The organism is Massilia sp. UYP32, assembly GCF_050434365.1.
Lineage (GTDB): Bacteria > Pseudomonadota > Gammaproteobacteria > Burkholderiales > Burkholderiaceae_D > Telluria > Telluria timonae.
The window spans coordinates 25,439-36,613 of sequence record NZ_JBNDIK010000041.1 but is presented as its reverse complement, the minus strand read 5'-3'; the positions used below and the strand labels follow the sequence as shown (position 1 = coordinate 36,613).

10 protein-coding genes and 1 pseudogene are annotated in these 11,175 nt (G+C 64.4%); 3 read left to right on the top strand and 8 right to left on the bottom strand.

The genetic code is table 11. The features are described 5' to 3' along the window. Positions 1 to 57: 57 nt before the first annotated feature. From ABIB42_RS24920 to ABIB42_RS24905, 4 genes and pseudogenes are all read right to left on the bottom strand, one after another. On the bottom strand, positions 58 to 759 hold the full coding sequence (locus tag ABIB42_RS24920) for a T6SS effector BTH_I2691 family protein (protein WP_429249172.1): 702 nt from the start codon (positions 757 to 759) through the stop codon (positions 58 to 60). Then, positions 753 to 1,625, bottom strand: a complete 873-nt coding sequence (locus ABIB42_RS24915) for a DUF4123 domain-containing protein (RefSeq protein WP_005670542.1) — start codon at positions 1,623 to 1,625, stop codon at positions 753 to 755. Before ABIB42_RS24915 ends, ABIB42_RS24920 begins: the two co-directional genes overlap by 7 nt. 13 nt (positions 1,626 to 1,638) lie before the next feature. Next, positions 1,639 to 2,697, bottom strand: a complete 1,059-nt coding sequence (locus ABIB42_RS24910) for a DUF2345 domain-containing protein (protein ID WP_429249171.1) — start codon at positions 2,695 to 2,697, stop codon at positions 1,639 to 1,641. Positions 2,698 to 2,864: 167 nt separating this feature from the next. Then, a pseudogene (locus ABIB42_RS24905) lies at positions 2,865 to 4,340 on the bottom strand (type VI secretion system Vgr family protein); the annotation flags it as partial. A 216-nt stretch (positions 4,341 to 4,556) separates the two neighbouring features. Between ABIB42_RS24905 and ABIB42_RS24900 the strand changes: the two are divergent. Further along, positions 4,557 to 5,444: a LysR family transcriptional regulator gene (locus ABIB42_RS24900; protein WP_005670538.1), complete on the top strand. Its 888-nt coding sequence runs from the start codon at positions 4,557 to 4,559 to the stop codon at positions 5,442 to 5,444. Positions 5,445 to 5,465: 21 nt separating this feature from the next. On the opposite strand, the gene ABIB42_RS24895 is transcribed toward ABIB42_RS24900, so the two are convergent. Continuing rightward, positions 5,466 to 5,867, bottom strand: coding sequence for a RidA family protein (locus ABIB42_RS24895; protein ID WP_005670536.1), 402 nt, complete (start codon positions 5,865 to 5,867; stop codon positions 5,466 to 5,468). 251 nt (positions 5,868 to 6,118) lie between these two features. Between ABIB42_RS24895 and ABIB42_RS24890 the strand changes: the two genes are divergently transcribed. Together ABIB42_RS24890 and ABIB42_RS24885 are read left to right on the top strand one after the other, a co-directional pair. Beyond that, on the top strand, positions 6,119 to 8,344 hold the full coding sequence (locus ABIB42_RS24890; protein ID WP_005670534.1) for a TonB-dependent siderophore receptor: 2,226 nt from the start codon (positions 6,119 to 6,121) through the stop codon (positions 8,342 to 8,344). Positions 8,345 to 8,469: 125 nt separating this feature from the next. Beyond that, complete coding sequence (locus ABIB42_RS24885) at positions 8,470 to 9,537, top strand: SDR family oxidoreductase (RefSeq protein WP_005670533.1); 1,068 nt, start codon at positions 8,470 to 8,472, stop codon at positions 9,535 to 9,537. A gap of 63 nt (positions 9,538 to 9,600) precedes the next feature. Here ABIB42_RS24885 and ABIB42_RS24880 read toward each other — a convergent pair whose 3' ends face one another. The 3 genes from ABIB42_RS24880 to ABIB42_RS24870 are packed head-to-tail and all read right to left on the bottom strand — an operon-like array spanning position 9,601 to position 11,143. Further along, a complete protein-coding gene (locus tag ABIB42_RS24880) occupies positions 9,601 to 10,035 on the bottom strand; it encodes a hypothetical protein (RefSeq protein ID WP_219864218.1) in 435 nt (144 codons plus the stop codon). 12 nt (positions 10,036 to 10,047) lie between these two features. Next, positions 10,048 to 10,560: a hypothetical protein gene (locus ABIB42_RS24875; RefSeq protein WP_005670530.1), complete on the bottom strand. Its 513-nt coding sequence runs from the start codon at positions 10,558 to 10,560 to the stop codon at positions 10,048 to 10,050. Between the two features lie 31 nt (positions 10,561 to 10,591). After that, positions 10,592 to 11,143: a DUF1353 domain-containing protein gene (locus ABIB42_RS24870; protein ID WP_219864219.1), complete on the bottom strand. Its 552-nt coding sequence runs from the start codon at positions 11,141 to 11,143 to the stop codon at positions 10,592 to 10,594. Positions 11,144 to 11,175 lie beyond the last annotated feature (32 nt).

The window sequence follows — 11,175 nt, the reverse complement described above, 5'->3', positions numbered from 1 at the left end:
GCAAAACACCAATTCTGGCGCTCAAAGAATGGCAGAAAAAGCGCCCCGAATTATTTGTCAAACGGGTTTATGAACAGGCGGGACTTGACAAGTAACAATCAATCCTTTTCCTGCCCGTATGTTCTCGAACTCCTTGACCAGCTTCTCGCCGCCGCCGAAGCAAGCACAATATCGGAACGGACTCGCATCGATCAGCGGCTTGATACGAGGCGACGGCAGCGCATACTCCGTTACAACCGCCTCCACCTGCCGAATCGGTTCGTGCGGCCCGCTTTTTGCCGCCATGATGCTGCGGACATCCACCTCCACCATATGGCGCCTGCGAAGTTCCCGGTCCTCATTCGCCTTGCGCACATTCGGAGTCCACAGCGTGTCGCTGAATCCGATCCACACCGAGGTAGCATTGGCCGGATCAGAAATCGTGATACAGCCGGCCGCTTCACGATGTCCCTCGATCGTGCAATTAAAAGGTCCAGTCGGCGTGAGCAGAGACGAGAGAATCGACGTCAGCGAGAGCTTGTAGAGAAGCGCTTCCGGTGTCACGAAATAGCAGTCCCATCTCTGCCGGGCTTCGTCGTATACGTTGACGTAACCGCTACGCAGCAGCCGCTTGGTATAGTGGGCAGTCGTGGGCGGCAATGCTATCGGCGGGCCTTTTGTCTCCGGAGCGCCTGAGCGCGCGGGAACCACCGCGTCACGCACAAGCAATAGAGGCAAACCGCGCTTGTCGCAGAACTCGCATTTCTTTGACGCTAGCATGACATTCTCCGATCTTCCACCAAGGCGCCCTCGCGCAAGGCGCGCCAGACCTCTGGGGCGATCAGTGCGAAATGGTCTGATAAATAGGAATCGTTGCGGTTCGAGGCGTATTGCCTTATAGCGGCCGCGACGCAGGGGTCTTCATCGAAGCCGGGGCGGCACACCAGGGCGCGAAACGCGAACTCGGTCAGATCCTCAGCCCCCAGCAGTCCATATCGCGAGGCGCCACGATCCAGCGCCGCTTCGGCTGCTTCACTGCAAATATCCAGCTGAGCGGCGTCCCGTATGTCCGCACGTCGTAGTGCGCGATTCACAATCCCGATTCTGGCGATACGTGCCCAGTCCCTGTACGCGGGCGCTTCATTAGCACGGTCCGGGCGAGGCTGGGGAATGCTCCCTCCAATCTTCCGCTCCACCCATGCGCCGCCGATCCGATAAGTGATGGCGTCGATCCGTCCGAACAAGTGGCGACACTGGGCAGGCGAAAGGATACGGAGTAGCTGATGGAGGACGCGTGGGTCATGCATCCTTAACCAGACAAGATTTCCACTATGAGGGGACGCGAGTTGCCCGGCATTCCAGCGACGCTCGACTTCGTCCATGCCGATCGCCGTCTTCAGCATTACCGCCACAACGGGGATGTTCATCCCGGGGGCAGTGTCATCGGTACCGCCAAAAAGTTCCCCCAGCGCCGATTCCCGAGCTGATTTCAGCTCGACCAAGGCAGGCATCAGATGGGCGCTGCCAGCCAACCTTCGCGGCACCAGCGGTGCTACACGCACCCCCTTTGGCACCAGGGCGCGCATCGTGGCGTCGACCACGCCGTACGCATGCCCTCCGATCAAGTCATTCATATGCGTAGCCATGGCGCCGTTCAAATCAAGAGACCGGCACGATGCCGTCCCCTGCCGAAGCGGCGCCCGCCGCACGCATCTCACACAGTTTCAGCTCCCCAGGCTGCGGCAGCTTCACCTCGGAGGTTGCTTTCTGGGGGCCGCCCAACTCCTTCTTGCCGGCCTTGAACTCGACCTTGCCGGGGGCATGCACTTCGATATTTCCTCCCTCCAGGCGGATGCAGGCGCCCTGGGCTGTCAACAACACGTGCTTCTTCGGTGCGCGCACCGTCACCGACTTGGCAATACTGGCGACCGAGATCGACTTATCGGCAACGAACCGGCTCGCCGCGGATTGACTCTGCAAACTCAGGCGACCACTAGCCGCGTGAAACTTCATTCCCGTTTCCTGAAGCGGGCGCGCCTTGTCGTCCACCTTGCCGTAGCTGAAGAGGCTGATGCCGGCGACCGCCATGACCGACATATTCCCCTGCGCGACGACGCCGACGTCTCCTCCCGCTGTCAGCGATCCCGTCTGCTCCGCCGCCAGAATGACATTCGCTGGCGAGACCGCGACAATGCCCGCCGGACTCCAGACCTGCAAGAGGGCTTCACCATAGGCCGTCGCGCGGCACGCGTCGCCGCCATCGGAACCGGATCTCCCCGCCGCCGTGCCAGCCAGCGCCTTGGCGGTCTGGCGCATCGCCGCCAGCGCCGGCAAGGCATCTCGCGACGGTTCACCGGAAAGCACCGCCTGATGGCCGCGGGCACGCTCGGCCAAATCGTCCTGCAACTGGCAACACTGCTCGATCTGCCCGCTCGCGGCCGAACCCAATTGCTGGCGTGCGCCGTCCTGGATACCGGCGGCGAGCAGCAGGCCGTCTCCTGCCCTGAGTGCGGCGGCATGCGCGGTCTTGAGCTCGGCGCCGGCGCCAACCGTTGCCAGTCGCTGGTTGTCGGCCCGGTGCCGCAAATAGCCGAGATTGAGCTCGGCCATGCCATCATGCGCACGCTGGTGCCGCTGCAGGCCGAGACCGGACTGGCCCGGACTGTCGTCGAATACGAGCTGGCTATAGGCATCCGTACCAAGCTGGCTGGCGCCCATCGCCTGCGACTTGAACCCAGACAACACCGCTGGATGGGCATGTCCACCTTCCTCGCCGGCGAACCACGGCGGCGCGTTGCCGGTCGCAGGTCCGGCTCCGCAATGCACACCCTGGGAATGAAGCTGGCGCCCCAGTTGGCCCCAGCTACCGGAGCCACCACCCTTACCCAGGTGCCTGCCAAGTCGTTCCCAGGCGCTCCCGTATGCCCTTCGGGAGAAGGGTGTTCCAGGCGGCTATGGCTGACCGTCCCACGCTGCCAGTGAAACTGAACCTTGATGCGATGGTCCCGATCCGTATGCACCAACGATCCCGGCGGGCCGACCACGATCGCCGTCTGCTGCCCCTGGACCGTTGGTCGTGGATGTAGCGACTGGCCGGAGTCATCCTTGCTACTTTTCCGATACGGAATGCTGGACAGGATCGCTTCGGCGCAATTGCGATACAGGGGCCGCTCGACCTTACGGGCGCCCACGGCTTGCAGCTCGCGGTCGGCGAGTAATGTACGCGCGGTAGGACCGGGGCCGAGCAGGTCGGTGACCTCGCCAAGGAGTTCCGCCGGCAGATTATTGTGCATCAGGTGTACAACACGAGTTGCAAGAAAGGTACGCGCCTCATCATCCCTCTCGCGATCGAATAGCGCATGACCGCGCAAGGTGAATGTCGTTCCCGGCATCAGGGTGCGCACTGTCCCGGCGCAAACATGCACGACACGGCGCGCCTGCAGGGCCTGCAGCTGGATCTCGGCAAGGCGATTGCCCTGGACGCGGCTCGGATACGCATACATCCCCGGCATATCGCGACTGCGAAGCGGCGGCCCATCCGCATTCCATTCATCGGCGTTCACCGGCCGGGTTTGGGCAGCGCGATAATCCCAGGTATCCAGGTCGATCGCATTGGCAAGCATTCTCGCTTCGGTGCGCCAGCGATCGATGCTGTCGGCCTTCATGACCGCGCCAGGCTGGGTAAATTCCACGCGCGCCCGCCTGTTGCGCCGGAATGTCCCATTGTGGTCGGCGATGACCATCGTATGCTTCCCGCGCGACGGGCTGCCTGGATTGCCTTCGTGCTCGAAGTAGTGGAACAGCCCCTCCTCGTGCAGAAGGCGCTCGACGAACGCCAGGTCGCTCTCCTGATACTGGGTGGTCAGGCTCCGTCTCGGGTAAACAGCCCGATCGGCTACCTCGATCCTCCACGCAGGATCCAGTCTTGCCTTGCCCTGGTATCGCCTGAATATGGTTTCGAGAATCTCGATGACGTCCATATCCTGGAAGACCCTGCTGTCGCGCCCAAGCGCCATGAAGGCGGTCCATGGCTCAACGGTCAACAGGTATCGTGCAAAGCCGCCATCCGATCCGGCCAGCTCGGCCGCCGTTACGTGCCCATGAAAGGCGCGATGGCTGTCGCGCGATTCAGCGGTGAGCAACTGCAACAGCACCGGCTGACCGAGCAGGCTACGCAAGGACAAATGGGAATCAGTCGACAGCGCATCGATTCTGAAACGGAATCCGGCGCTGATCGCTTCCTCTCCGCGCGCGCATTCGGCCAGCAGTTCGGGACCGGCCGGCGTGTGCAGCGCGAGCAGGCGGGTATCTTGTGTGAAGCGAATGAGTGAGGCAAGCGCGGCATTCCCAGGTTTCGGCATGAGCCCTCCGTGCAGCGCCCATGACCGCGGAGAACTTCCGATGTCTACATGGAGCGCGGGAAACATCGGGAATTACACGCGACATGCGAGAAGGTGCTCTTGAGAAAACTCATGCAATCGCGGACGCACCTTTCCGTGCATGCTACGGAGATTCCTGACACTATCCAGCTTCGTGGATAATCCCCCCATGGACATCCCTAAAATCCATCGCCACCCATGAACCAGCTCCTGGCCATGCGCGCCTTCGTCCGCGTGATCGACACCGGCTCCTTCAGCCGCGCCTCCGACCAGCTGGGCCTGCCTCGCTCCACGGTCAGCAAGCTGGTCGGCGACCTCGAAACGCACCTCGGCAACAAACTGCTCCACCGCACCACGCGCACGGTCGCCGCGACCGCCGAAGGCGTCGAGTATTACCAGCAAGCCAGCCGCCTGCTCGTCGAGCTGGACGCGATGGACCACGCCATGCGCGGTCAGAAGCGCAAGCCGCACGGCCATCTCCGGATCGACGCCCCGGCCTCGTTCTCGACTTCGCTCCTGATTCCCGCACTACCCGCCTTCCACCACGAATACCCGGACATCACCCTGGCGCTCGGCGTCAGCGACCGCCCCGCGAATATCGTCGGCGAAGGCGTCGACTGCGTGATCCGCGCCGGCGAACTGCAAGAGAGGTCGATGGTCGGCCGCAAGCTGCTCGACCTGCACTACGGCACCTATGCGTCGCCCGCCTATCTGGCACGGGCGGGGACGCCACGCACACCGGCCGACCTCGATCAGCACGTGCGCCTTGGTTACTTCTTTGCAGCCACTACAAAGCCGAATCCGCTGGTCTTCGAACGCGGCGGTGAACGCCTGGACATCGAGGCCAGCGAATTGGCCACCAATGATGGCAATGGCCTGCTGGCATTGCTGCGAGCCGGCATGGGCATCGGCCAGCATTTCACGCGGATGGTGCAGCCTGCGATCGACGCCGGCGAGCTGGTGCCGATCCTGCAGGACTGGAACCGTCCCGCCATGCCCTTCCACATCCTGTACCCGCCGAACCGCCACCAGAACGCGCGGCTGACGGTGTTCGTCGACTGGCTGATCGACACCTTCCGCGACTAACGCGCCCTGGCGCCATGACGATCACTCGATGATCGCGGTCACCCGGATCTCGATCCGCATGCCTGGGGCGCCGAGCTCGGCCACACCCAGCTCGGTCCAGATCGGCGCCCGGTTTGGCATGTACTTGCGGAACAGCCTTGCCATCGTCTCGTTGGTCTCGGGAGGAAAGCCGCCCACGTGGTAGGAATTCACGTGGATCACGTGCTCCCAGCTGGCGCCGGCCGCCGCCAGCACGCGCTCGACGTTCTTGAAGGCCAGTTCGATCTCGTCCTCGAGCCGGTCCGGGAACTGCAGCTCGTCGGTCCAGCCGCCCTGGCCCGATATCTCGACGCGGTTCCCTACCTTCACGGCCTGAGAATAGCCCAGCTTCTTGTAGAACATCTCGCCGTAGCCCGGGGTGACGAAGAATTCTGGTTTGTCCATTTGATGTCCTTTCGGTTTCTGAAGTGACGCCAGCTTAGCCCCTTCGCTCATCCAGATACAGCCCCGATCGCTGCCAATACTATCCACGCAACTGCACAATTCTTCCGATAACTAAACAATGCAATCGCCATACATTGACATAAATAGATGAGAATCGTTATCATTCGTAGTCGCATTTATTCGTCATAGGTAGACATGTGCTCCTCGAGCGCTGGTCAGCCACCCACTCATCGTTAAAAACAGGAAAAAAGATGGAAAAGCAGGTCAGCGCCAACGGAAGCCGTAAATTGAAGACCCTGACGGTCTGTGTGGGCCTCGCGCTCCCGTTCATCGCTCAAGCGCAGTCCACCGAGAGCAACACCGCCGCCGGCACCACCTCGATGCCCCAGGTGCAGGTGCAGGCCCAGAAACTGGCCGACGACGTCGGCTCGTACACCATCGGCCGCACCCGCACCGCGACCCCGCTCGACATGTCGCTGCGCGACACCCCGCAATCGGTCTCGGTCATCACCCAGCAGCGTATCGAAGACCAGGGCCTGCTCACCATCACCGACGTCGTCAACAACGTCACCGGCGTCTCGGTCAACCAGTACGAGACCCACCGCGGCAGCTTCACGGCGCGCGGCTTCGAAGTCACCAACTTGCAGATCGACAACATCCCGACCACCTGGGACGCCGCCTGGAGCGCCGGCGAGGTGCTGGGCAGCCTGGCCCTGTACGACCGCGTCGAAGTGGTGCGCGGCGCGACCGGCCTGATGACCGGCGCCGGCACGCCATCGGCCGCGCTGAACCTGGTGCGCAAGCGCGCCTTCAGCAAGAAGCTGGCCGGCCGTATCGAAGCCACCGTCGGCCGCTGGGACCAGCGCCACATCATGGCCGACGTCTCGACCCCGCTGAACGAATCGGGCAGCGTACGCGGCCGCTTCGTCGGCGAATACGGCGAAGGCGAAAGCTGGGTCCAGCACCTGGAGAACAAGGACCGCACCTTCTACGGCACGATCGAAGCCGACATCGGCCGCGACGGCACCTTCTCGGCCGGCTTCAGCCGCCAGAAGATGAGCCCACGTGGCCCGATGTGGGGCGGCCTGCCGTACCGCTACACCGATGGCTCGGTCATCCCTGAAGACCGCTCCCTGACCACCGGCACCCCATGGGCCGGCTACGACAACCAGTACGACAACTTCTTCGCCGACTACGAGCACCGCTTCGACAACGGCTGGAACCTGCGCTTCACCTATACCGACGCCACCCGCGACGGCGATTCGCGCCTGCTGTACCTGTCGGGCGTGCCGGATCGCGTGACCGGCGCCGGCATCGGCACCTTCGCCGGCTCCTACGTCATCCAGACCAAGCAGAAGGACTTCGGCATCCACGCCAGCGGCCCGTTCTCGGCCTTCGGCCGCGAGCACCAGGCAGCCATCGGCTACCTGCATGCCAAGACCGACTTCTATTCGAACAACCGCCTGGCGCAGTTCCCTGGCCTGCCCGAAGGCGTGGCGCCGCCGGTCGACAACTTCAACACCTGGAATCCGGCTGCCTACCCGGTCCCGACCTGGGGCGCACAAGCCCGTTATCAAGACAGCGAAACGACCCAGCAAGGCCTGTACGGCATGGCGCGCTTCTCGCTTACCGACCGCCTCAAGGCCATCGTCGGCGCGCGCGTGACCAAGTACGAGAAGTCAGGCGGCGGCGCGTGGGAAGCCTCGTACGAGATCAAGCACTCGAACGAGATCACGCCGTACGCCGGCCTGGTGTTCGACCTGAACGACACCTATTCGCTGTACGCCAGCCACACCAGCATCTTCCAGCCGCAGAACCTGCGCGACCTGTCCAACAACCTGCTCGACCCGATCGAGGGCAAGGCGAGCGAGGCCGGCATCAAGGGCGAGTTCTTCGACCGCCGCGTGAACGCTTCGCTGGCCGTGTTCCACCTGAAGCAGGACAAGCTGGGCCAGGCCGCCGGCCGTATCGATCGTGACGGCCCCACCGGCCCACTGCTGGAAGAGACCTATTACCGCGCTGCGGACGGCGCCACCAGCAAGGGCATCGAACTGGACGTCTCGGGCGAGATCGTCTCTGGCCTGAACGCCAGCATCGGCTACGCGATCTTCCGCGCCAAGGATGCGACCGGCATCGACTTCAACTCGATCTACCCGCGCAAAACCCTGCGCGCCTTCGCTTCCTACCGCCTGCCGGGCGCGTGGAGCAAGCTCACCATCGGTGGCGGCGTCAACTGGGAAGGCAGCACCTACACGATCGACGGCACCGTGGCCCCTGGCATCGACGGCCGCATCGAGCAGGATTCGTTCGCCCTGGTCAACCTGATGGCGCGCTACGACTTCACCAAGCAGCTGTCGGCCCAGCTCAACGTCAGCAACGCGACCGACGAGACCCACTTCGCGATGTTCTCGGCCTTCAACCAGCTCACCTACGGTGCGCCGCGCAACACCTCGCTGACCCTGCGTTACCGCTTCTGATGTCCTGAAGCGCTGACCCCGACGGGGCGCCGCAGCGATGCGGCGCCCCGTTTGCATTGAGCCTGCAACGTCGATTTCCGCCAGCCGGTAGAATGAGGGCCAATTGTCACATCGGGAGTCAACACATGAAACGAACCGCACTGGTCGTCGGCGTCACCGGCATCGGCGGCAACCACGTGGCACGCGAACTGCTGGCCGCGGGCTGGGACGTGTTCGGCCTGTCGCGCCGCGCGCCGCAAGACCTGCCCGCCGTACGCCACGTGGCGGCCGACCTGCTCGACCCGGCAGCGCTGGGCGCCGCGCTGGCCGACGTCGCGCCGACCCACGTCTTCATCACCACCTGGATGCGCCAGGACACCGAAGCCGAGAACATCCGCGTCAATGCCGGCCTGGTGCGCAACCTGCTCGATGCGCTGGCGCCAAAAAAGAGCGTGCGCCACGTGGCGCTGGTCACCGGCCTCAAACACTACCTGGGGCCGTTCGAAGCCTATGCCAGCTCGGGCACCCTGCCCGACACCCCGTTGCGCGAGAGCCAGCCGCGCCTGCCGCTCGAGAATTTCTATTATGCGCAGGAAGACGAAGTCTATGCCGCGGCCGAACGCGACCGCTTCACCTGGAGCGTGCACCGTCCGCACACGGTGATCGGCCTGGCGGTCGGCAATGCGATGAACCTGGGCACCACCCTGGCCGTGTACGCGACCATCTGCAAGGAGACCGGGCGCCCCTTCCAGTTTCCGGGGTCAAGCGCGCAGTGGAATGGCCTGTCGGACGTCACCGATGCGCGCATGCTGGCCAAACAGCTGGTGTGGGCGGCGGATACCGACGCCGCGCGCAACGAAGCCTTCAATATCGTCAACGGCGACGTGTTCCGCTGGAGCTGGCTGTGGCCCAAACTGGCCGCCTTCTTCGGCGTGGAAGCGGCCGGCTTCAACGGCGCCATCCAGCCTTTGGAGGCCGCGATGGCGAACGACCACGCCGTGTGGCGCGAGATCGCCGCGCGCCACGGCCTGGTCGAGGCCGACCTGGATCGCCTGGCCTCGCCCTGGCATACCGACCTCGACCTGGGCCGGCCGCTGGAGGTGATGACCGATATGGCCAACAGCCGGCGCCTCGGCTTTACGGCTTACCAGGCCACCGACGATTCGTTCCACGACCTGTTCGCACGCCTGCGCACCGCACGCCTGATTCCCTGAACGGTCCGGCGGCCGGTCGTACGTCGGCTGCCGGGCTGTACGGTTAACCGGCAAGAAACAGCGTCAATTTTCCCGCTGGGCGCCGGAAGCAGCCTGCTGCCTGTCCCAGCAGGCCCGCATTTCCGTCATAGCGCCCAGCTCGGCGCGGAACCTCTTCTGGAAGTCCGTGATCTCTTCGTCGGTCATTTCGGACATCGTCTTGTCCAGCAAAACCTTACACATGGGCGGCGTGACCCAGCGCCGCGCGCTGAAGCAACTGCCGACATGCGCTTTCAAGGCGGTCATCCATTCGTTGAACTCGGGGTGTCCGATCGATCGGCTGCCCACGGGCGTGCGCTCGGCGCCAGGATGGCTGTCGAGACAGACCAGTCCCGCCATGGACATCGCTTGATTGGGATCGTCCAGGTCGAGCGGTCCGGCGGCTACCTGGATCGTCACCATCAGCAGCGCTCCGGCCACCGACTGGCGCAGGACGGGAAAGACGCAAGAGGTCGACATGCCGGCTCCTCGCTACAGGCTCGCCGGCGCGGCATCCCGCCAGGCGCAGGCCTGCGACGCGGCGATGCCTTTCAGGAAAGCGCGCCGTACCGAGCCGGCCATGACGCACTCGGTCAGGTGCTTCGAATGGCGCTCGGCGCCGCTCAGCTTACGCACCCAGCCACGGAACGGCACGAGGCCCTCGGCTGTCCGGCGCACCGCGCCGACCGCCTGGTCATGGGCGATGCCCGATGCTCGGTCCATCAGCGACGGATCGCCCTCCGTCACCGGGGTATCGAGGTCGGCGCCCAGCGCCTCGTCGAGCGCCCTGATCTCCAGCGCCAGCGCAACGCAGTTGCGGGCCGCCGGCATCAGATAGGGGTTTTCCTTTGCCGTGACCAGTACGGCCGGAATATCCGCTTTCGAGATGTTCAGGTCGGCCAGCGGCGCGGTGGCCGCCTGCCCCATCCGCGACGCCGATTGCGATGCGCAACCGCCAAGCGCGACCAGGGCAGCAAGGCAGGCGAACTTGTAAGTGAGGTGCATGGATGATCGTCCTGGTGGTGGTGAAATGAATTCAGTGGGCGTCCCGGCTGCACGTCAGCGTCCGGTTCCGGGCCAGATAGGCGTCGCGCAAGGGCGTGACCTGCGCTTCCTCGCGCTCGTCCAGCGGCTGGTAGGCGCGGCCATACGGCCAGCCGTAACCCCAGCGGAACGACGTCGGCAGATAGGGGCCGCCCGCGAGGCGCACGCCCGCATACATGATCCGGGACAGCAGCGGGCTGTGCGACGCCGCGCTCACGCAGGACCGCAGTGCGCGGTCGGCTTCCAGGCGTTCGCCGGCGCTGCCGCCGCGCCAATAGGCCAGGTCGTGCGCCACGCAGCACCCGCACCAGTCGGCTCCTCCTCCCGGACTACGGTCGGGAAAACGGCTGCAGCCATCCGTGGAAAACGGCGCCAGCCCGGCCCCGGCATCCGGCGTCCCGGGCGGCGCATTCAGCGGCCCGGAAGGCGGCGCCGTCTGGCAAGCCGCAAGGCTGGCGAGGAGCGCCGCCTGCAGGGCGCGCCGGCGCAGACGACCCTGGATACGGAAGGTGATACGAGACTCGGTGTGCCGACGACGACGCATGCAATCTGAAGAGCTTGCCTAGTGGAAACTAG

Excerpts from the sequence above, each read along its gene's own strand:
- ABIB42_RS24920 (WP_429249172.1), bottom strand. The coding sequence starts at position 759 with ATGCTAGCGTCAAAGAAATGCGAGTTCTGCGACAAGCGCGGTTTGCCT.
- ABIB42_RS24915 (WP_005670542.1), bottom strand. The coding sequence starts at position 1,625 with ATGGCTACGCATATGAATGACTTGATCGGAGGGCATGCGTACGGCGTG.
- ABIB42_RS24910 (WP_429249171.1), bottom strand. The coding sequence starts at position 2,697 with ATGGGCGCCAGCCAGCTTGGTACGGATGCCTATAGCCAGCTCGTATTC.
- ABIB42_RS24900 (WP_005670538.1), top strand. The coding sequence starts at position 4,557 with ATGAACCAGCTCCTGGCCATGCGCGCCTTCGTCCGCGTGATCGACACC.
- ABIB42_RS24895 (WP_005670536.1), bottom strand. The coding sequence starts at position 5,867 with ATGGACAAACCAGAATTCTTCGTCACCCCGGGCTACGGCGAGATGTTC.
- ABIB42_RS24890 (WP_005670534.1), top strand. The coding sequence starts at position 6,119 with ATGGAAAAGCAGGTCAGCGCCAACGGAAGCCGTAAATTGAAGACCCTG.
- ABIB42_RS24885 (WP_005670533.1), top strand. The coding sequence starts at position 8,470 with ATGAAACGAACCGCACTGGTCGTCGGCGTCACCGGCATCGGCGGCAAC.
- ABIB42_RS24880 (WP_219864218.1), bottom strand. The coding sequence starts at position 10,035 with ATGTCGACCTCTTGCGTCTTTCCCGTCCTGCGCCAGTCGGTGGCCGGA.
- ABIB42_RS24875 (WP_005670530.1), bottom strand. The coding sequence starts at position 10,560 with ATGCACCTCACTTACAAGTTCGCCTGCCTTGCTGCCCTGGTCGCGCTT.
- ABIB42_RS24870 (WP_219864219.1), bottom strand. The coding sequence starts at position 11,143 with ATGCGTCGTCGTCGGCACACCGAGTCTCGTATCACCTTCCGTATCCAG.